Source organism: Bradyrhizobium sp. CB1717 (assembly GCF_029714325.1).
Classification (GTDB): domain Bacteria; phylum Pseudomonadota; class Alphaproteobacteria; order Rhizobiales; family Xanthobacteraceae; genus Bradyrhizobium.
This window is the reverse complement of sequence record NZ_CP121666.1, coordinates 5,943,151-5,964,218: the sequence shown is the minus strand read 5'-3', so window position 1 is coordinate 5,964,218 and position 21,068 is coordinate 5,943,151. Positions and strand designations below refer to the sequence as shown.

Here is a 21,068-nt window from a genome sequence, read left to right as displayed (position 1 = left end):
CTACGGCCGCGATGCCGGCCGCGGGTTGCCGTGTTCCGTCAGAAACAGGGCGGCCTGATCCGGCTCGCCGAGCACGGCGGCGGCGCATCCGATCAGGGTGCAGCCGCCGGCAAGATCCCACAGCGTGATGTCGTCTGTGCTGTCGGAGGAGTGAATCAACCGCGCTGCGAGCACGGCGAAGGCGGCTTCGACAAAGAGCAGCACACTGAACGCCGGCAGCACGAGCTCCGGCTCCAGCAGATGGAGCGCCAGCACCGCCGGCAGTGCGGTAAGAAGACTGAACAGCGTCAACATCGCGATGTCTCCCGCGATCGAGCATGCCGGACGGCCAGAAAATACCAAATGATCGATCGTCTCGACGTGGCGTAGGGCCGCAGCGTCGTTCCAGCGCGCCTACGTATGGTTAGCGAAGTGTTGAGATTCCCGTCCTTGGACGGCAATCGCTGCGCGCGCAGCAGCGCCTCGCACACTGCCCCGGCTTAACCTTTACGCGGCTTTAAGGGCGGCGCTCTAGGGTTTCCGATGCGGTTCGGGGTTGGGCCGCGCCAGCGGCCAGGACGGCCGTTGTTGCGGACGCGTTGGAGTCTCCCATGGATATCATGACGGGCGTTGGGCTCACGGCGGGCATCATCGTCATCACGGCGATGATCTTCATGGGCGGCGACCTGCACATGTTCATCTCCGAACATGCCATGATCATCATCTTCGGCGGCTCCATCTCCGCGACCATGATCCGCTTTCCGCTCTCGGCGCTCCTGCACGGCCTTCCGCTCGGCGCCAAGTTCGCCTTCACGATGAGCCGGCTGTCGGCCCACGACCTCGTCGACGAGCTCGCCCGCATCGCCGAGATCGCCCGCAAGCAGGGCCCGGTGGGTCTCGAAAAGGTCGAGACCGACGAGCCCTTCCTCGCCAAGGGCATCCGCTACGTCGCCGACGGCTACGACCTCGACTTCATCCGCGACAATCTCGAGCGCGACCGCGACAACTTCCTGATGCATCTCGACGAGGGCAGCAAGATCTACCGCGCCATCGGCGACTGCGCGCCGGCGTTCGGCATGATCGGCACCCTGATCGGCATGGTGCAGATGTTCGCCAACATGACCGATCCGTCCAAACTCGGCCCGTTCATGGCGACCGCGCTGCTCGCAACGCTCTACGGCGCGCTCGTCGCCAACCTGTTCTGTCTGCCGATCGCCGACAAGCTGCACGGCAAGCTGCTGGACGAAGAGACCAACCGCACCCTCATCATCGACGGCATCCTGATGATCCGCGACTCCAAGAGCCCGACCTTGGTGCGCGAAATGCTGCTGGCCTATCTGCCGGAGAAGCATCGCCACGCCGAGGGCGAGCCGGTGCCGGCGTAAGGCCGCTCCCCGGGATCAACAGAGATGGCCAAGAAGAAACGCGGCGATGCTCACGGCGGTGGTCACGGCTGGTTCGTGACCTTCGCCGATCTGATGGGCCTGATGATGAGCTTCTTCGTGATGCTCGTCGCGTTCTCGACGCAGGACGCCAACAAGCTGAAGATCGTCGCCGGCTCGATGCGCGATGCCTTCGGCGTGCAGAGCGAGGCGCGCTACGCCGGCATCGTCGAGTCGGACGGCCTGCCGACACGCCCGCGGCTGAAGAACGTCGATCACATCCAGCCCGAGGATGCCTCCAACACGCCGACGCCGGACCAGGAGGATCGCGACCGCACGTCGGGCGCCAAGATGAAGATCGACCGCAATTTCGCGCTCGCAGCGGCCTCGCTGCGGCAGGCCCTGCAGGACATGCCGGAACTGACCGAGATGTCCAAGCACATCATGTTCGAGGAGACCAAGCAGGGCCTCAACCTCGAGATCGTCGACCAGGACGGCCGTTCGATGTTCGCCGACGGCTCCAAGGTGCCCTATGACCGCACCCGCCGTCTGATCGAGAAGCTCGCGGTCCCGCTCAAGGCCACGCCGCTCCGCGTCTCCATTGCCGGCCACACCGCGGCCGGATTCGTGCCGACCCGCAGCGATTACGGCGCCTTCGATCTGTCGGCCGACCGCGCCAATGCCGTGCGCCAGATCCTCGAGCGCGAGGGCCTGCCGTCCTCCCACATCTTCGCGGTTTCCGGCAAGGCGGACACCCAGCCGCTGTTTCCGGACGATCCCTCGCTTGCCGCCAACCGGCGCGTGACCATCACGCTGATGCGCGAAGACCCGCCGTTGCCGCCGAATCTGAAGCCATAATTCCCTTGTGCTACCATCTTACCTGAGGCATCTCGTCGCGCAGGCGACGGCGTGGCCGCACCGTCACAGCATCCGGCTCCGTGCCTGCTATGCTGTGCGGATTGACAGGCGCGCAGGAAGCGTCAAAAGGCGCCGGATCAAATTCAGGGACGAAGCGTTTTCCATCCTCATGGCGGCGAGCATCACACAGACCGAGACCCAGGAAGGGCCGGTCACCTCGGGTTTTTGGGCCCTTACGCTCGGGAGCATCGGCGTTGTCTTCGGCGACATCGGTACCTCGCCGCTCTATGCATTCCACGAGGCTGTCAGGGGCGCGGCTGGCGGTGAGCCCGTCTCGCGGGTGATCGTGCTCGGCGTGCTCTCGCTGATCCTGTGGGCGCTCCTGATCGTCGTGACGGCCAAATACGTCCTGCTGCTCTTGCGCGCCGACAACAACGGGGAGGGCGGCACGCTCTCGCTGATGGCCCTCGGGCAGCGCGCGCTGGGCCGGCGGAGCTGGTTCCTGCTCGCCCTGGGCGTCGTCGGCGCCTCCATGTTCATCGGCGATTCCATGATCACGCCGGCGATCTCGGTGTTGTCGGCGGTCGACGGACTGAAGCTCGCGACGCCTGCGTTCGAGCACTATGTCGTGCCGCTCACGGTCCTGATCCTGGCGCTGCTGTTCGCGGTGCAGAGCAAGGGCACGGCGCTGGTGGCATCCGCCTTCGGCCCGGTGATGGTGGTCTGGTTCACGGTCCTGGCGGTGATGGGCGCGGTCCACATCGCCGACGATCCGTCGGTGCTGGCGGCGATCAATCCCTATTACGCCCTGCAATTCCTGCTGACGCACGGCACGATCGGCCTCGTGACGTTGGGAGCGGTGTTCCTCGCGGTGACCGGCGGCGAGGCGCTTTACGCCGATCTCGGCCATTTCGGCCGCAAGCCGATCCAGTCGGCCTGGATGTTCTTCGTGCTGCCCGCGCTGCTGATCAACTATTTCGGGCAGGGCGCCCTGGTGCTGTCCGATCCCAGCGCGATCGAGCACTCGTTCTACCGCATGGTGCCCGAGAAGCTCGTGCTGCCGCTGGTCGGGCTTGCGACCGCCGCGACCGTGATCGCGAGCCAGGCGGTGATCACCGGTGCCTATTCGCTTGTCTATCAGGCAGTGCAGCTCGGCCTCTTGCCGCGCTTCGAGGTGCGCTACACCTCCGAATCCCATGCCGGCCAGATCTATCTGCCGCGCGTGAACCGGCTGCTGCTGATCGGCGTGATGCTGCTGGTGCTGCTGTTCCGCACGCCCAGCGGTCTCGCCTCGGCCTATGGCATCGCGGTGTCCACCACGATGGTTGCCGATGGCATCATGGGCTTCATCGTGATCTGGAAGCTGTGGAACTGGCGCGCCGCGACCGCTTCGATCGTGATCCTGCCCTTCGTCATGGTCGACATGACCTTCTTCAGCGCCAACCTGCTCAAGCTGCTCGAGGGCGCCTGGGTCCCGCTGCTGTTCGGCGTGGTCATGGCCGGGACGATCTGGACCTGGCGGAAGGGCACCGGCATCCTGATCCAGAAGACGCGCCGGATCGAGGTGCCGCTGGATGACCTGATCCGCAGCCTGGAGAAACGGCCGCCGCACATCGTCAAGGGCACCGCGGTGTTTCTCACCAGCGACCCCTCATTCGTGCCGACCGCGTTGTTGCACAATCTCAAGCACAACAAGGTCCTGCATGAGCACAACGTGATCCTGACCATCGAGACCGCGCAAACGCCGCGGGTCGATCTGTCCGAGCGCTTCCGCATGGAGAAGGTCAGCGACAAGTTCTCCAAGGTCCGATTGCGCTTCGGCTTCATGGAGCAGCCGAACGTACCCAAGGCGCTGGCGATCGCGCGCAAGCAGGGCTGGCAGTTCGACATCATGTCGACATCGTTCTTCGTGTCGCGACGGTCGCTGAAGGCCTCGGCGCAGTCGGGCATGCCGCTCTGGCAGGACCATCTGTTCATCGCGCTGAGCCGGTCCGCCAACGACGCCACCGACTATTTCCAGATTCCCACCGGGCGGGTGGTTGAAGTCGGGACCCAAGTGACCATTTAAGCGCTGCTGGCAGAACTATGCAGATTTGCATGGCTAAGGCCCAAAATCGGGCTAGGCCATGCCGGTAGCGCAGGACTATAAGCCCCGCGCCCTTCCGCCATTGTGCAGTGAAGCATTTCAGAGGCCACCAGGCTCTCCCATGACAAGTGACGTAGCGATTTCCGCCCCGGAAACGGCGGCGGCCAATGGGCATGGCGACGCCCACACCACCGCCCGCTTCGGCGCGCTGACGCTCGGCAGCATCGGCGTCGTCTATGGCGATATCGGCACCAGCCCGCTTTACGCGTTCCGCGAGGCGGTGATGGCGGCCTCGGGCGCGGAGGGAGTGCCGACGCCGGCGGCCGTCCTTGGCGTGCTCTCGCTGATCCTGTGGGCGCTGATCGTCGTGGTGACGCTGAAATACGTCGTGATCCTGCTCCGCGCCGACAACAACGGCGAGGGCGGCACCCTGGCGCTGATGGCACTGGCCCAGCGCGCGGTCGGCACGGGCGGGGCCACCATCGTCCTGCTCGGCATCATCTCCGGCGCGCTGTTCTACGGCGATGCCGTGATCACGCCGGCGGTCTCGGTCCTGGGCGCCCTGGAAGGCATGAAGGACATCACGCTGACGTTCGAGCCTTACATCGTTCCGCTGACCGTGGTGATCATGGTGTGCCTGTTCGCCGTACAATCGCGCGGCACAGCGCGCGTCGCGGCGTTCTTCGGTCCGGTGATGTGCGTCTGGTTCGCGGTGATCGCGGTGGCGGCGGTGGCTCCGATCATCCGGCAGCCGCAGGTGCTGTTCGCGCTGAACCCGCTCTACGCGGTGTCCTTCATGCTCCACCACGGCATCATCGGCTTCGTCACGCTGGGCGCGGTGTTCCTGGCGGTCACCGGCGCCGAGGCGCTTTACGCCGACCTCGGTCATTTCGGCAAGCGGCCGATCCAAACCGCCTGGCTGTTCATCGTGCTGCCGGCGCTGGCGCTGAATTATCTGGGGCAGGGGGCGCTCGTCCTGGATGACCCCGGGGCGATCGTCAGCCCGTTCTTCCAGTTGTTTCCGCAAGGCTGGGTCCGCGGGAGCATGGTCGTGCTTGCGACTTTGGCCGCCGTCATCGCGAGTCAGGCCGTCATCACCGGCGCCTATTCGCTGACGCGTCAGGCAATCCAGCTCGGCCTTCTGCCTCGATTTGAAATTCGTCATACCTCTGAAGCCCATTCCGGCCAGATCTTCATCCCGCGCATCAACCAGCTCCTGCTGGTTGCCGTGATCCTGATGGTGCTCTTGTTCCGTTCTTCCAGCGCGTTGGCGTCGGCCTACGGCATCTCGGTCACCGGGACCATGGTGGTCACGGCCATGATGGGCTTTGTCGTGATCTGGAAGGTCTGGCGGTGGTCGCCGATCGCAGCTGCCGCTGTGATCGCGCCGTTCATGTTCCTCGATCTCACCTTCCTGGCCGCCAACCTGCTCAAGGTCTTCGAGGGCGGCTGGGTGCCGATGGCGCTCGGCGCGGTCATGATCATCCTGATGTACACGTGGCGGCGCGGCAGCCGGCTGCTGTTCGAGAAGTCGCGCAAGCTCGAGTTCCCGCTCGCCGACCTCGTCGCCATGCTGGAGAAGCGGCCGCCGCAGCGGGTGCCCGGTACCGCCGTGTTCCTGACCTCGGATCCGCTCAGCGCCCCGACCGCGTTGATGCATAGTCTGAAACACTACAAGGTGCTGCACGAGAAGAACGTCATTCTCACCATCGAGACCGCGCAGACCCCGCGCATCGACCCGGCCGAGCGGGTGAGGCTGGAGCAGATCTCGCCGACCTTCTCCAAGGTGACGCTGAAGTTCGGCTTCATGGAATCGCCCAATGTGCCGAAGGCCCTCGCAATCGCCCGCAAGCTCGGCTGGCAGTTCGACATCATGTCGACCTCGTTCTTCCTGTCGCGCCGGGCGCTGAAGCCCGCCGCCCATTCCGGCATGCCGCGCTGGCAGGACCGGCTGTTTATCTCGCTGAGCCGCTCCGCCAACGATGCGACCGACTATTTCCAGATCCCCTCGGGCCGCGTGGTCGAGGTCGGCACCCAGGTGACGATCTAGGGCCGGGGATTCAAAGCGGACTTCAAGTCGCTGCGATTTAGCTTTAACTTGCGCCGCGCGGCTCAAGCCTTTGTGGTGCTTGATTTTCGTTTCCCGAGAGGCGAGGTTGCCGCGCGCCGGGATCGCCCCGGCAAGCGCCTTGCGACGTTGGAGGATGAAGTGGCAAACCAGGTACAGGATCTGACCCCGGACGAGGTCTCCAAGGGTGTTGCGGAAGGGCGCTACCTTCTGGTCGACGTCCGTGAGCCGAACGAGGTCGAGGCCGAGGCTTACCCTTACGGCGTCGTGGTTCCGCTCTCGACCTTCGACCCCACGGCGATCCCCGATCCCCAGGGCAAGCAGGTCGTGTTCGCCTGCCGTTCGGGCAAGCGGTCGGTGACGGCCTCGCTGGCGGCGCAGGCGGCGGGCCTGCCTTACGACAAGCATCTGGCCGGCGGCATGCTCGGCTGGAAGGCGGCGGGCCTTCCCAGCAAGGTCGGTGGCTGATCGGCCCCAATGTCTAACAAGATGTCCAAGAGCTCGTCCCTGAACAAGGTCTTCGCCGACCTTCCTGTCACCATCTTCGAGGCGATGTCGCAGGCCGCGCGCGACAACAATGCCATCAATCTCGGCCAGGGCTTTCCGGACGATCCCGGCCCCGAGGACATCCGCCGCGCCGCGGCCGACGCCTCGCTGAACGGCTACAACCAGTACCCCTCGATGATGGGCCTGCCGGAGCTGCGCCAGGCGATCGCGACCCATTACGGCCACTGGCACGGCCTCAAGCTCGATCCGATGAGCGAGGTGATGGTCACCTCCGGCGGCACCGAGGCGCTGACCTCGGCGATCCTCGCGGTGGTGCAGCCCGGCGACGAGGTGGTCTGCTTCCAGCCGGTCTATGATTCCTATCTGCCGATCATCCGCCAGGCCGGCGGCATTCCGCGCCTCGTCCGCCTCGAGCCGCCGCACTGGCGCCTGAATGAGGACATGCTGAAAAGCGTCTTCAATTCAAAGACCAAGGCGGTGCTCTTCAACAATCCCCTGAATCCGTCCGCGGTGGTCTATCCGCGCGAGGACCTCGAGCTCTTGGCGCGCTACTGCCAGGAGTTCGACGTCATCGCGATCTGCGACGAGGTCTGGGAGCACGTCACCTTCGACGAGCACAAGCACATCCCGCTGATCACCATCCCCGGCATGCGCGACCGCACCATCAAGGTCGGCTCGGCGGGGAAAATCTTCTCGCTGACGGGCTGGAAGATCGGCTTCGTCTGCGCCGCGCCACAGCTCTTGCGCGTCGCCGCCAAGGTGCATCAGTTCCTGACCTTCACCACCGCGCCGAACCTGCAGGCCGCCGTGGCCTACGGCCTCGGCAAGTCCGACGACTACTTCCTGTCGATGCGGAAAGACCTGACGCGGAGCAGGGACCGCCTGACCAAGGGCCTCGAAAGCCTCGGCTTCCCCGTGCTGAAGTCGCAAGGCACCTACTTCCTCACCGTCGACCTGTCGCCGCTCGGGCTCAACGAGAGCGACACCGAGTTCTGCTGGCGCATCGTGAAGGACTACAAGGTCGCCGCGATCCCGGTCTCGGCGTTCTACGAGCAGGACCCGGTCACCTCGGTGGTGCGCTTCTGCTTCGCCAAGAAGGACGAGACGCTGGACACCGCACTGGAGCGGCTGTCGGACGCGGTGCGTGGACGCAAGAGGTAGACCGAGATGACGAACGTCAGCCGCGCGGGGTTTTGTCTCGGTCTTGCCATCGCCGCGCTGACGTTGCTCTCCGCCCCCGCAGGAGCCGAGGAGCGGGTCGTCAACTTCTACAACTGGTCCAACTACATGGCCCCGGATGTTCTGGAGGCCTTCACCAAGGAGACCGGCATCAAGGTGGTCTACGACACCTTCGATGCCAACGAGACGCTGGAGACGCGCCTGATGGCCGGCAAGTCCGGCTACGACGTCGTGGTGCCCACCGCCTATTTCCTGCAGCGCCAGATCAAGGCCAACATCTTCCAGAAGCTCGACAAGTCGAAGCTGCCGAACCTTGGCAATGCCTGGCCCGTGGTGACGCAGCGCCTCGGCATCTACGATCCCGGCAACGTCTACGCCGCCAACTACATGTGGGGCACGACGGGCATCGGCTACAACGTCGCCAAGGTGAAGCAGATCCTCGGACCCGACGCCAAGATCGACAGCTGGGACATCGTCTTCAAACCGGAGAACCTGGCAAAATTCAAGGACTGCGGCGTCCACATGCTCGACTCCGCCGACGACATCTTCCCGGCGGCGCTGAGCTGGCTCGGGCTCGATCCGAACTCGACCAAGCAGGCGGACCTCGAGAAGGCCGCCGACGCCGTCGCCAAGGTCCGGCCCTCCGTGCGCAAGTTTCACTCCTCCGAATATCTGAGCGCGCTCGCCACCGGCGAGATCTGCTTCGTGGTCGGCTGGTCCGGCGATATCATGCAGGCTCGTGCGCGTGCGGCCGAAGCCAAGAGCGGTGTCGAGATCGGCTACACCATCCCGAAGGAGGGCGCGCAGATGTTCTTCGACAATCTCGCGATCCCCGCGGATGCCAAGAACGTCGCGGAAGCCTACGAGCTGATCAACTATCTCTACCGTCCGGACGTCGCCGCCAAGAACTCGGACTTCCTGTCCTACGCCAATGGCAACCTCGCCAGCCAGAAGCTGGTCGATCCAAAAATCCTGAACGACAGGAACATCTATCCGGACGAGGCGACGCTCGCAAAACTGTTCGTCATCACGGCGCGCGAACCGGCGACGCAGCGGGTGATCAACCGGCTCTGGACCAAGGTGAAGACGGGGCGGTAGTTGGTCCGGGAGCGAGCCCCGAATCCAAAACCTGCAAAACAACCCCATGCACAGTAGAACCGCGGCGTGCGAGTTGCCGGTCATTTGACACGTCGGGCAAAACACCGGCAGAATGACATCCTGCCCATCAGCTCCAGACACTGCGCGCCACGCGAAGCATCGCGCGGGTGTCGTGCTTCTCACCACTCATACCGCACCGTGCCTTTGCCGGTGTAAGTCTGCGTGCTCTGCGAGAACTCGCCCTCGACCGTGCCGGCGAGTGTGAGACCGTTTCTCCACTTCATCTCGGCACGGCCGCCGACAAGCGCGGAGTCGGCCGCCGGCTGGGCGCCGTTGACGGTGAAGGCTGCGCCCGGCAGCGTCTGGAAGGCTGCGTTGACGAAGCGGTTGGTGTTGGTGTCGTGCGCCCAGGCGAGCCGGCCGCGCAAGGTGAGCACGCCGTCGCTGACCAGGAAACGTTGGTCAGTGCGGGCGCCGAGCTCGGTGCGGACATTGGTGGTGTCTTGCGCTGTGTAAGAGAGCGCGAACGTGTTGCTGCCGACCAGCGCGGTCTCGCCGTAGCCTGGGAGATGGAAAGTCGTGGCCTGCACCGCGGCGTAAGGCGTGACGCCGAAGCTGGAGGCGGGGATGGGCGCGAAGCGCCAGCCGGTTTCGAGGCGGCTGGAGAACGTGCTGGCCTTGAAGTTCGCGGTGAGCTTGTCGGTGCCCGACACCGTCACGGTGCGGTCGGTGGTGACGTCCTGCCAGCCATAGGCGAGGGCGGCGGAGATGTAGGCCGGGCCAAAGTTGTGGCGGGCATAGAGGCCGGCCTGGAACAGATCGGCGCGGCCGCTGCCGAGGCTGTCGGACAGCGAAAAATTATAGCCGGCGCCGCCGAGCGCGAAGCCGACCAGCGTATTCGGCGAGACGCGATAGTCGGCACCAACCACGGTGCCGTAGATGTGGCTGGTGGTGGTGCTCGAACCCGCCGCGGCGTTGCCGTTCAACGTGCTGGCGCCGCCATAGCCTGAGGCCCACACGCCCCAGCGGCGGTCGATGACATCGCCGCTGGCCTCGCGCGGTGTCACCGCGGCATAGGCTTCGCGCACCCTGGCGTCGCGCGGGCCGGTTGAGGCGTATCCCAGCGTCGCGCCATCGCCGCCGGCCCCGCCGCGCTCGCCGTCCGAGCCGCCATTGAGCGGGTCGAGCATGTTGACGAACTGCTGTGTCGCGTTGAACGCGGCTTGCGTGCCGGCGGCGCCGGGCTGGCCCGAGACCTGGCCGAGCGCGTGGTTGAGTTGCGGGTTGCCCATGTTGAGCAGTGCATCGAAGCCGGCCGGCGGTGTCGCGCCGCCCGCGACCGCTCTGTTGATGGCGTCGGCAACATTGGTCGGGTTGGCGCCGGTGCCCGCCGGCAGCACGATCGCGCCAGGATCGAGCACGAGGTAGACGTTGTTGGCGTCGTAGGTGAGATGCGGATTGCGCGTGGGGCTGAAGCTGCCGGAGACGCTCAGCCCGGCGAACTGGGTGCCACCGAGCCCGCCGGTCGCGTTGAGGATGGTGTAGGTCTGGCTGCGGAAGCTGCCGGGGATCGCCACGGCCTGCACGGTGGCGCCGGTGAGCGTCGCGGTGCCCGAGACGTTGGTGCGGTCGGCGGCTGACGCGGAGACCTCGACCCTGTAGAAGCTGCCGGCGGTGAAGGCGAGATTGCCGCTGACGGTGAGGGTGCCCACGGAATTGCCGGGCGCCAGCGTGCCGCCGCTCGCGATCGTCGTGTTGCCGACGATGCCGGTGCCGCCGAGTGTGGCGCCGCTGTTCACGGTGAGGCTGCTGGAGGACGCAATCGAGCCGTTCACCGCCAGCGTGCCGCCGTCGACGATTGTTGCGCCGGTATAGAGGTTGATGCCCGAGAGCGTCAGCGTGCCGGTGCCGACCTTGATCAGCGATGTTCCGGTGACGCTCCCGTTGCCGGTGAGCACGCCGGTGACATCGGTCGACAGATTGTTGCTGCCGACCGTCAGCTCTATGCCGTTGAGGTCGAAGCGGCCGCTGCCGGCGATCGAGGCAGCGGTAAGCTTACCGTCGCCGCTCGGGCCAGGAGTGAAGAAGTCGAACACGGCGGTGGACGCGGTGTTGATGAGCTGCGCGTTGTCGGGCGTCGAATTGCCGTCGAACAGTACGTTGCCGCTGTTGAGGATGATCGCGTTGCCGGCGTTGGAGTTGCCGTAGAACGCCAATTGCGCGTTGTTGGTGATGGTCGTGTTACCGGCCGTGGTATCGAGGAATGCCAGCGTTCCGGCGGAGATCGTCACGCTGGAAAATGTGTCCGCGCCGGTCAAGGTCAGCGTGCCGGCGCCGGACTTGGTCAGCGCGCCGCCGCTCAGATTCTGGCTGACGACGAAGTTGTTGGCTGGCGCCGCAATATCGAATGTGCCGCCGTTGGCCCCCCAAATGATGCTGCGCGTGGTTGCGTTGAACGTCGTTCCGGTGATCTGCAAGGTACCGCCCTTGAAGGTCAGGCTGCCCGCGAGGTCGCCCAGATTGTCGTCGGACGCGACGCTGACGGTGCCACCGGCGAAAGTAGTGCCGCCGGTATAGGTGTTGGTGCCCGTGAGCGTCAGCGTGCCGGTGCCGGTCTTCACCAGCGAGCCGCCCGTGGCGCCGCTGTAGCCGCCGTCGGCGATCACGCCGCTCACGGTGGTCGACAGATTGTTGCTGCCAACGGTCAGCTCGATGGCGCCGAGATAGAAGGTGCCGTCGCCGGCGATCGAGCCGGCGCTGAGCTTGTTGTCGCCGTTCGGGCCGGAGCTGCCGGAGAAATCGAAGAAGGTGTTGGCCCCGTTGTTGATCAACTGCGCATTGCCGGCGGTGGCATTGTCCCGGAACCAGGTCATTCCGTTGGGGTTGATGGGGCCACCGGCATTGTTGGTGATGACGGCGTTGCCGGCGGTGCTGGTTTCGGTGAATGACAGATTGTAGGTGTTGTTGATGGTTGCGCTGCCGGCCGTGCTGGCGCCGTTGAACGACGCCGCAAAGTTGTTGGTGATGGTTGCGCTGGCCGCAGTGCTCGAGTTTCCGAAGTTCAAGCCGCCATTGTTGGTGATGGCAGCGCTTCCGGCCGTGCTGTTTTGACGAAAGTCGATTCTGTTGCTGCTGGTGATGACCGCATTGGCGGCGGTGCTCGAACCGCCGAAAGAAAGCGATCCGTCGTTGTTGATGGTTGCGGTGCCGGCTGTGCTGGTGTTGAGGAAATACGCGTAGCCCAAGTTGTTGACGGTGATGGTCGCGCTGCCAGCCGTAGTGTTGTCGCGGAAAGACAATTGGCCGTTGGCCGTGATGGTGGCGCTGCCGGCCGAGCTCGTATTGTAAAAACCTATGAAAGTGTAGTTGCTGCCGCCGCCGATGATGGCGTTTGCGGCCGTGCTCGAGTCCTGGAAGATGACCTGGCCGGTGCTGGAATTGGCGATGGTGGCACTGCCGGCCGAGCTCGTGCCGTAGAAGTATGTCAGGCCGTCGTTGTTGATGGTCGCGTGGCCGGCCGTGCTGTTGTCGTAGAACGCCGTCGTTCTGTTGTTGGCGTTATTGATGGTTGCGCCCGCTGCCGTGCTGGCGTCGCGGAAATAGAACGTGCCGTAGATGTTGTTGCTGAGGTTTGCGGTTCCGGCCGAGCTCGTGTTGTGGAAAGTGACGGCGTAGGTGGGAGTATCGGCATTGTTGATGATCGTGGCGCTTCCGGCCGTGCTCTGGTCGTAGAAGTCGATGGTGCCGTGTCCCGTGCTGGTGATCGTGGCGCTGCCGGCGCTGCTTGTGTTGCGGAAGATCACGGCCCCTTCGCTGGAGATGCCGGTGATGCCGCTGGTGTCGGCGTTGACGACGTTGAGCGTGGCGCCGGCGCCAACATTGACGGTCCCCAGAATGGTGCCGGTACCGGCGGCCGTGCCGAGCTGTAACGTGCCGCCATTGATCGTGGTGCCGCCGGTGTAGGTGTTCGCTCCCGACAGCGTCAGCGTGCCGGTGCCGATCTTGACCAGCGAGCCGCCGGTGCCGGCGACGACGCCGCTCACCTCGGTCGAGGAATTGTTGGAGCCGACGGTCAGCTCATTGGCGCCGAGCAGGTACAAGCCCGCGCCCGCGATCGAGCCGGCGCTGATCTTGTTGTCGCCGTTGAGGCCCGCGGTCTGGCTGAAGTCGACCAAGGCGTTGGCATTGTTGACGATCGCCGCAGCGCCGGCCGTGCTGTTGTCCTGAAAGGTGACGCTACCATTGACGGTGATGGTTGCGGTGCCGGCCGTGCTGTAGTCCTGGAAGGTGATGCCGCCATTGTTGGTGATGGTGGCGCTGCCGGCGGTGCTGTAGTCATAGAAAAAGAGGAGGTTGGTGTTGGTGATGGCTGCGTTGCCCGCGGTGCTGTTGCCGTAAAAGATCGTCGTGCTGCCGTTGTTGTTTGTAATGGTTGCGTTGCCGGCCGTGCTGCTGTCGCCGAATTGAAGAAGGGAGCTGTTGTTGTTGATTGTCGCCCCGCCGGCCGTGCTGGTGTTCTGGAAAGCCAGCGAGGAGTTGTTCGTGATGGTGGCGCTGCCGCCGTTGATGGTGATACCGGCGCCCGTGAAGTTCAGCGAGTTGCTGACGTTAAAGGTGTAGTTCGAGGCGCCGGCATTGAAGGTCCAGCCGCCGACGCTGGCGCTCGAAATCACCAGGCTGGTGGTATCAGAGGCGCCGAAGGTGGCCGTGCCCGCCGGGACGAAGCCGCCGTCCCAGTTTGAGCCGGTGCCATAGTCGTTGCTGCCGGGAGAGGTGAGCCAGGTGCCATCCGACGCGGCGCGCGAAGGCGCGGCCGGCAGCATCCAGGCCAGGGCCAGCGCCGACGACGTCAGCAGCGCAGCCCGCAGCCGGCGGGTCGCCTTGAAACAATCTTTCCCCGTCCTCACCACGTCCCCCATGCACTCGCGAGTCCTCGACCGGATTCATCGCATTGGGCGGGAGAGGTGTCCTGATAAGGGGTTGGCTCATTTCTGAAGCTTTCTGATATTTCGGTTTCAGACCCGATTTTGGGGCATTTTCGGCAGACTTCCGCTATAGGAGCCGGCTGGGAGAGTTGCTTTGGGGGATCATTTGCTTCGTTTCGCCGGCTTCGAGCTGGACCAGCAGCACGCCGAGCTACGCGGGGCCGACGGCACTCCGATCAAGCTCCGACCCAAGACTTTCGAGATGCTCAGGTTGTTCGTCGCCAGCGGCGGCCGGGTGCTGAGCAAGCAGGAGCTGATGGAGGCGGTCTGGCCGAACGTCCATGTCGGCGAGGACAGCCTGTTCCAGTGCATCCGGGAGCTGCGCACCGCGCTCGGCGACGAGCGGCGGCAGCTGATCAAGCTCGCCTCCGGCGGCGGCTATCTGCTGGCGACGGAGGTCTTGGCAGCGCCCGAATCCGGCCCGGTGCAGGCCGAGGAGACCCGGCCGGACCCGGGCGACGAGGTCGCGCCCCTGCCGCCGGCCGAGGTCGCCACCGCAAGACCACAGCGTGCCATGTTCGGCTTGAGCCGGCAGGCCACGATTGCCGCCGTGGCCGGGCTCTGTGTGATCATCATGGGGCTTGCGGTTGCCGCGCCCGTGCTGAAGCCGGACATCCTGTTCAAGCGAACGCCGCCGCGGCTCGCGGTGATGCCGATCGTTGACGACAGCAAGGACGCGCGCGGCGCGGCAATGGCCGCCGACGTCACCGCCCGCCTCACCGATGGTTTTGCCAAGATCCAGAACATCAGCGTGGTTGCGCCACGCATGGCGGCCAAGGGCGGCGACAGCACTGCTGCATCCGCCGCATCATCCGATTACGAGCTGCGCGGCGAACTGGAGCGTCGCGACCAGTCCTGGACGTTGCGCGCGCGGATCATCAAGGCCCCGACCGGCGAGGTGCAGTCGGTCGTCACAGCGTCCGTTGCTGCGGATGAGGTCGACGCGCAGCTCGCGCAGTCCCGGCTCGTCGCCGGCGTCGGTCATGGGCTTGCGCGCCGTCTCAACGAGATTCTGGAGTCGCGTGTGCCGCGCGTCCAGGCAGCCGGGGCGTCGGCCGGCGGCGACAAGGTCGCCGTCGAGCAGGCGCTCGCCTCGATCAACCAGACCACGCGCGAGCGTTTTGGCGCGGCGCAGGCGATGCTGCAAAAGGCGCTCAGCGACGACCCTGATAATCTCGACATCGCGGTCGCGCTCGCCTCGCTGCAGATGCGCGGCATCCAGATGGTCTGGTTCAGCCCGGAGGAGGCTGTTGCGGTCGAGGCAAAAGCCAATGCGACCCTCGAGCAGGCGTTACGGTCGAAGCCGAATTCCATTCCGGTGCTGGAGGCCACTTGCCGCTTCCTCAGCGCCACCAACCATTTCGTGGAAAGTCTCGTCACCTGCGCCAAGGCCTTGAGCTTCGATCCGTGGAACGGGTCCGCGCTCTACCTGATCGGTCTCGGGCAGGTCTATCTCGGCCGCTTCGACGACGCGCTCACGACATTCCAGCAGGCCGATCGTTACGACACGCCGCCGGCCTCGCGCTGGACCTGGCTGCTCGGCGCCGGCATGACCTATGTCCTGATGGAGCGCTATGAGGAGGCCTTGCCGTGGCTGCAGCGCTCGATCGCCATCACGCCGGGGACCGGCCGCTCGCACTTTCTGCTCGCCGCCGCCTACCAGAGAACGGGGCGGCGCGAGGAGGCGAGCGCGGCGATGTCGGAGGGACTGAAACTGCGGCCCGGCACGACGAAACTCAACGTCTCGCCGCCGATGAAGAACGCAAGCCCGGTGTGTCTCGCCGCCTGGGAGCGCGTGGTTCAGGCCGAGGTCGACGCGGGATTGCCGGAGCAGTGAAGTTCTCCGTCATTCCGGGATGGTGCGCAGCACCAGACCCGGAATTTCGAGATTCTCAGATGCGCAAAGGCGCACCGGGGTTCGATGCTTTCGCATCGCCCCGGAATGACGACAATGGCCGCGCGCCTACCGCCACCTTCTGTGCAGCCACAGCCACTGCTCGGGATGCTCGCGCACCCAGCTTTCCACCACGCTGGTGATCGCCTGCGTCGTGCCCTGGATGTCGATCCTGCCCTCGGCGTCGCGCACCGGCTGGACTTCTTCCGTCAGCTCGCCGCGGAAGCGGCCGCCGGGCAGGCGGATGATGCGGACACCGTGGATCGGGCACTCGACCTGGCGGAGCAGGCGCGCCAGCATCGGATTGGCGCGGGTCTTGCGGCCGAAGAAGGTGACCTCGACGCCGCCGGTCAGATACTGGTCGATCAGCATCGCAACGTGCTTGCCGTCCTTCAGCGCCTGCGCGAGCCGCAGCGGCGCCTCGCGCCCCGCGGGGATCAGCGTGCCCATGTTGACTTGGCGCATCTCCTGGATGATGCGGTCGGCGGAGGCGATGTTGGGCCGACGGTAGAGGATCGCGGCGTCCAGCCCGTGCGAGACGGCGGCGAGCGCCGGCAATTCCCAATTCGCCAGATGGGCTGCAAAGATCAGCGCCGGCTTGCCGTCGTCGCGGATCTGGTCGAACAGCTCGATGCAGCGCGCCGAAAGTTCGATCCGGCTCTTTTCCGGATGCTCGCGGTCGTAGTCCCAGACGTGGTCCATATGGGCGAACTCGGCGCCGACGCGGCCGAGATTGTCCCACACACCCATCAGGATGTTTTCGATCTCTTCGGGCGATTTCTCCGGAAAGGCCGCGATGAGATTGGCGCGGCCGATGCGGTGCTCGCGCAGGCGCGGGCCGATCGTTTTGACGACGCGTGCGAAGAAGTCCGAGGTCTTGACCGGATCGAAATAGCGCGTGGTGCGCAGCATGCCGACCGTGGCGGCGCCGATCAGGGCTCCGCTGATCGATTTGGCTGCATTCCGCGCGCGAATCTTCGTGCTGATAGAAATCAGCGCCATGCGTCCGGTCAGGCCGGTTCGCGGGTCAGGATCAGCGAGGCGTTCTGGCCGCCGAAGCCGAACGAGTTCGACATCACCGCGGTGACGCGGGCATCGCGCGCCTTGTTGCCGACGACGTCGAACAGGATCGTGGGATCCGGGGTCTCGTAGTTGATCGTCGGCGGGATGCGCTGGTGCTCGAGCGTGAGCAGCGAGAAGATCGCCTCCACTGCGCCTGCGGCCGAGATGGTGTGGCCGACCATCGACTTGTTGGAGGTGACCGGAATCTTCTGCGCGAGCTCGCCGAACACGGCCGATGTCGTATTGAACTCCATCTTGTCGTTCTCGGGCGTCGCGGTGCCGTGGGCGTTGATATGGTCGATCTGGCCCGGCTCCATGCCGGCATCGGCCAGCGTCTTGTTCATGCAGCCGATGATCGGCTTCCCATCAGGAGACGAGCGGGTGCGGTGGAAGGAATCGGTGAGCTCGCCGCAGCCGGCGATCACGCCGAGGATTTTTGCACCGCGCGCGGTGGCGGCTTCATAGCTCTCCAGCACGAGCGCGCCAGCGCCCTCGGCCATGACGAAGCCGTCGCGGTTCTTGGAGAAGGGGCGGGAGGCCGCCTGCGGCGGATCGTTCTGGGTCGACAGCGCCGAGAGCAGCGAGAAACGCACCAGCGCTTCCGGATTCACCGTGCCGTCGGTCGCGACGCACAGCGCCGCGTCGGTCTCGCCGCGGCGGATCGCCTCGACGCCGAGCTGGATCGAGGTCGCGCCGGAGGCGCAGGCCGTCGACAGCGAGATCGGCGAGCCCTTGGTGCCGAAGGTCTCGGCGAGATGGGCGGCGACCGAGCCGAACATGAAGCGATGATGGTAGGCGCTGTACTTGCCGCCGCCGGAAATGCGCAGCAAATCGTCGTAGGTGATGTCGAGCTGGCCGACGTCGCGACCGAGTTCGCGACGTTGCGGCCATTCGACCTCGACCGGCGCAACTGCAAGGAAAAGGGGACCCGGGAAATCCGCCTTGGCGCCGATGCCGGCCTGCTCCAGCGCTTCCTGCGTCACGAGCTCGGCCATCCGTTCGGACAGGGCCGTGGAGGAGAACGGATCGACGCTGACGAAATCGACGGTGCCGGCCATCGTGGTCTTCAGGCCCTCGACCGGAAAGCGCGTGATGGTGCGGATGCCGGATTCGCCGGCCACGAGCTTGGCCCAATTGTCGGCCTTGCCGGCGCCGAGCGAGGTCATGATGCCCATGCCGGTGACGACGACGACGGGACGCCCGAATTTGTCGCGTGGTGCAGTCATGTCGATCCCCCGATAGAGCTAGAGCATTCAGCCGAAGCGCAACGCGCTTCAGCCGACAGCCTCGACCAGCGCCATGCCTTCGCCGCGCCAGTGTCCGGCCCCCACCACCACGATCTGGGTGGGCGCCCCCTGCATTTCAATCTCGGTTCCGGTCGAATCGTTCGGCGGGAACAGCGCGCCACGCGAGATCGACAGCGCCGCGAGCGCAATTCCGAGCGGGAATTGCGTTTCCATGGCGTGGCCGAACACCGTGCCGGTCGAGCGCACCGGAAAGTCGGCATGGCTCTTCAGGAAGCCGCGCTCTTCCGAAGTTGCGGGCTCCGCACCGGTCGCTCCGGTGATGATGGCGCCCTTGCCGTCGCGCTTCGGCAGCTTGGCCCACAGCTTCTCCAGTGTTGCAGCCATGTCGCCCGGCTGCTTGCGGCGCGCGAGATCGGCAACGACGCTCGACAGCTTTGCATAGGGCTTTGCGCCGCGCGCTTCGGCGTGGGCCTTTGATTCAAGCACCAGGAACGCGCCGGCCGAGCCGAGCGCGAAGCCGGCGTGGTCCTTGCGCGCCCAGACGGGGGCGAACTTGTCCTTGAGGTTGAAGTCGCCGAATTCGTAGAGGACGAGCAAGTCCTTGCGCTCGCCATTGTGCGAGCCGCCGACGAGGGCAATGTCGCTCTCACCCGAGGCGATACGCGCAAGCGCGATTCGTGCGGCGTCGGCGCCGGCGACCTCTTCGCCCATGAAGGTGCGCGAGGTGCCGCCAAGGCCGTGCACGATGGCGATGTTGCCGGCGAGCAGGTTGGAGAGCTGGGCCAGGAACAGCGTCGGCCTGAGATCACTCATCAGCCGCTCGTTGAGGAATCCGGGCGCGTTGGCGCCCTTGGCCTCGGCGGTGAGAATGCCGCTGTCGACGTTGATGTCGCGCTCGCCGCCGCCGGCGGCGACCACCATGTCGATCTTCGACAGGATATCCTTGTTGCCCTTGATTCCGGCGGAATCGAGCGCGAGGCCGGCCGCATAGGTGCCGATGCGCTGCCAGGCTTCCATCTGGCGCTGGTCGCCCTTCTTCGGAATCTGGCTGTCGAAGGTCACAGGCATCAGGGGATGCACGACGTAGGGCGCAAAGCCCTTCTCGTCGACATTGATGCGCTTTTCCTGGAGCGCGGCCCAGTTGGCGTCCAGGCCTTCGCCGAGCGAGGTGGCAAGGCCAATGCCGGTGATCCAGACTTCCGTCTGGCCGGGCTTCGAAGCGGTGTCAGTCATGGCGATACGGCCTGTTGCGGAAAGCCGACGCGCTCGGCGACTTTCGCCATGTACCCGCGCATATCCGCGTTGGGGAAGGGGATCAGCGTGAAGGTGAGCGCCGAATTGGCGCGCAGCTTGCCGCCGACCCTGATCTTGGCTTCGGTCATGGCATAGCCCGAACCCTCGTAGGTGAGGTTCGCCTCGATGCTCATGAGATCGCCGGGGAACACCGAGCCGCGGACCTTGCCTTCCTTCACGGCGGCCAGGATCGGCATGCGCTCGAACTTGAACACGCCGAGCTGAAGCCAGCCCGAGGCCTGCGCCATCGATTCGATCAGGAGCACGCCGGGCATCAAGGGATAGCCCGGAAAGTGCCCCTCGAAGACGGTGCTTTCCTTCGGAACCTGGGCTTCGACGACGATCTTCTTCTCGTCGACGTTGAGGTCGACGATGCGATCGATCATGTGGAAGTATTCGAGTTGCATGACCGCCCGATTAGGCGCTCGCGCCCTTGGCGGCAACCAGCTCGTCGATGCGCGCGCACAGATTCTTCAGCACGAAATATTGTTCGGTGGTCGCCTTGCCGTCGTTGACCTCCTGGGTCCACTTTTCCAGCGGCAGCTTGATGCCGAACTGCTTGTCGATCGCGAAGGCGATATCGAGGAAATCGAGGCTGTCGATGCCGAGGTCATCGATGGCATGGCTATCCGGCGTGATCGTGTCGCGCGGGATGTCGCAGGTTTCAGCGATGATCGTGGCGACCTGATCGAATGTGGAAGACATCACTAAGCCTTTGATATATTGCGGATATTTGTCAGATTTTCCAGAGTGGCGCGATGGGAGGGCATCGCGCCCCTGATGACGCCCTCAAACCCCCCTCTGGCCGGGTCGAAAGCCCGTATATCGGAGCGCCGCCCTGAGTTCAATGGAGCCGGACAGGGCCTAAGGGACAGGATTGGGGACGCCGGTGGCAGGGCCTCCGGCCGGCGGCGGGGCCTAGATGTGCGGCGTGGTGATCTTGGCGCAGTCGCGGCGGCCCATCAGCACGCAATCCTGGGTCCGGCGCAGGTCGGCGATGCTCACGGCGAGCCAGATCCCGATTGCGGTCAGCGCGATGGTGAAGGCGAGCGCGGCGATATTGGCGAGCATGCGGTGGCGGAAATCGTCGGGCTCGGCGCGGGGCCGCTCGTACCGGGACAGGTCGAGCGGCTCGGGCGTGACCCGCAGCGGCTGCACGCTGCCGTTGCCCCGGTGGACCGCCGGGCTGGGCGAGGTGCGCGGCCTGAACTGGAGCACCCGATGCTCGTCATCCGAGCTTATGGGCCGCTGGGTTTTCATGGTGCGGGGTCACTCCGAAGCAGCGATTTTTAGATAGCACACGTGATGAAAGCGTTGCAGAAAATCTTCTCAACGCAAACGTGCGTTGCGCTATTGCACTATCTTTCGTGAACGCGCGCGGCGCCGGCCGTCACGCTGGCGTCAGGGCGTACGGGTTGCGTTGCAACAAG

General features: G+C 65.2%; 16 protein-coding genes. 8 read left to right on the top strand and 8 right to left on the bottom strand.

Going from position 1 to position 21,068, the window contains the following annotated elements; genetic code table 11:
• Positions 1–294, bottom strand: a complete 294-nt coding sequence (locus QA649_RS28465; RefSeq protein ID WP_283020096.1) for a hypothetical protein — start codon at positions 292–294, stop codon at positions 1–3.
• A gap of 296 nt (positions 295–590) precedes the next feature.
• Here QA649_RS28465 and QA649_RS28460 point away from each other — a divergent pair, with 296 nt between their 5' ends.
• The 7 genes from QA649_RS28460 (at position 591) to QA649_RS28430 (ending at position 9,157) form a co-directional block, all read left to right on the top strand.
• Positions 591–1,364 carry a MotA/TolQ/ExbB proton channel family protein gene (locus QA649_RS28460; protein WP_018645542.1) on the top strand — a complete coding sequence of 258 codons (774 nt, stop codon included), beginning with the start codon at positions 591–593 and terminating at the stop codon, positions 1,362–1,364.
• 24 nt (positions 1,365–1,388) lie between these two features.
• Positions 1,389–2,219 (top strand): flagellar motor protein MotB, encoded by an 831-nt coding sequence (locus QA649_RS28455; protein ID WP_018645543.1) that lies wholly within the window; start codon positions 1,389–1,391, stop codon positions 2,217–2,219.
• A 169-nt stretch (positions 2,220–2,388) separates the two neighbouring features.
• A complete protein-coding gene (locus tag QA649_RS28450; protein WP_283020095.1) occupies positions 2,389–4,287 on the top strand; it encodes a potassium transporter Kup in 1,899 nt (632 codons plus the stop codon).
• Positions 4,288–4,426: 139 nt separating this feature from the next.
• On the top strand, positions 4,427–6,355 hold the full coding sequence (locus QA649_RS28445; RefSeq protein WP_283020094.1) for a potassium transporter Kup: 1,929 nt from the start codon (positions 4,427–4,429) through the stop codon (positions 6,353–6,355).
• A gap of 159 nt (positions 6,356–6,514) precedes the next feature.
• A complete protein-coding gene (locus QA649_RS28440) occupies positions 6,515–6,841 on the top strand; it encodes a rhodanese-like domain-containing protein (protein WP_283020093.1) in 327 nt (108 codons plus the stop codon).
• A gap of 21 nt (positions 6,842–6,862) precedes the next feature.
• Positions 6,863–8,041, top strand: a complete 1,179-nt coding sequence (locus QA649_RS28435) for an aminotransferase (RefSeq protein ID WP_283026120.1) — start codon at positions 6,863–6,865, stop codon at positions 8,039–8,041.
• A gap of 6 nt (positions 8,042–8,047) precedes the next feature.
• Entirely contained in the window at positions 8,048–9,157 is a 1,110-nt protein-coding gene (locus QA649_RS28430) for a polyamine ABC transporter substrate-binding protein (RefSeq protein WP_283020091.1), read from the top strand.
• 179 nt (positions 9,158–9,336) lie between these two features.
• On the opposite strand, the gene QA649_RS28425 is transcribed toward QA649_RS28430, so the two are convergent.
• Positions 9,337–14,064 (bottom strand): autotransporter domain-containing protein, encoded by a 4,728-nt coding sequence (locus tag QA649_RS28425; protein WP_283020090.1) that lies wholly within the window; start codon positions 14,062–14,064, stop codon positions 9,337–9,339.
• 184 nt (positions 14,065–14,248) lie between these two features.
• Here QA649_RS28425 and QA649_RS28420 point away from each other — a divergent pair, with 184 nt between their 5' ends.
• Positions 14,249–15,979, top strand: a complete 1,731-nt coding sequence (locus tag QA649_RS28420) for a winged helix-turn-helix domain-containing protein (protein ID WP_283020089.1) — start codon at positions 14,249–14,251, stop codon at positions 15,977–15,979.
• A gap of 126 nt (positions 15,980–16,105) precedes the next feature.
• Here QA649_RS28420 and QA649_RS28415 read toward each other — a convergent pair whose 3' ends face one another.
• The 6 genes from QA649_RS28415 to QA649_RS28390 form a co-directional block, all read right to left on the bottom strand.
• Positions 16,106–17,038 (bottom strand): lipid A biosynthesis lauroyl acyltransferase, encoded by a 933-nt coding sequence (locus QA649_RS28415; RefSeq protein WP_283020088.1) that lies wholly within the window; start codon positions 17,036–17,038, stop codon positions 16,106–16,108.
• Between the two features lie 8 nt (positions 17,039–17,046).
• Entirely contained in the window at positions 17,047–18,324 is a 1,278-nt protein-coding gene (locus tag QA649_RS28410; RefSeq protein WP_283020087.1) for a beta-ketoacyl-ACP synthase, read from the bottom strand.
• A 48-nt stretch (positions 18,325–18,372) separates the two neighbouring features.
• Positions 18,373–19,578, bottom strand: a complete 1,206-nt coding sequence (locus QA649_RS28405; RefSeq protein WP_283020086.1) for a beta-ketoacyl-ACP synthase — start codon at positions 19,576–19,578, stop codon at positions 18,373–18,375.
• Positions 19,575–20,045, bottom strand: a complete 471-nt coding sequence (locus tag QA649_RS28400; RefSeq protein WP_283020085.1) for a 3-hydroxyacyl-ACP dehydratase FabZ family protein — start codon at positions 20,043–20,045, stop codon at positions 19,575–19,577. Before QA649_RS28400 ends, QA649_RS28405 begins: the two co-directional genes overlap by 4 nt.
• Before the next feature lie 10 nt (positions 20,046–20,055).
• Positions 20,056–20,343 carry an acyl carrier protein gene (locus QA649_RS28395; protein ID WP_007592476.1) on the bottom strand — a complete coding sequence of 96 codons (288 nt, stop codon included), beginning with the start codon at positions 20,341–20,343 and terminating at the stop codon, positions 20,056–20,058.
• A gap of 213 nt (positions 20,344–20,556) precedes the next feature.
• A complete protein-coding gene (locus QA649_RS28390; RefSeq protein WP_018645555.1) occupies positions 20,557–20,898 on the bottom strand; it encodes a hypothetical protein in 342 nt (113 codons plus the stop codon).
• Between the last annotated feature and the right edge of the window lie 170 nt (positions 20,899–21,068).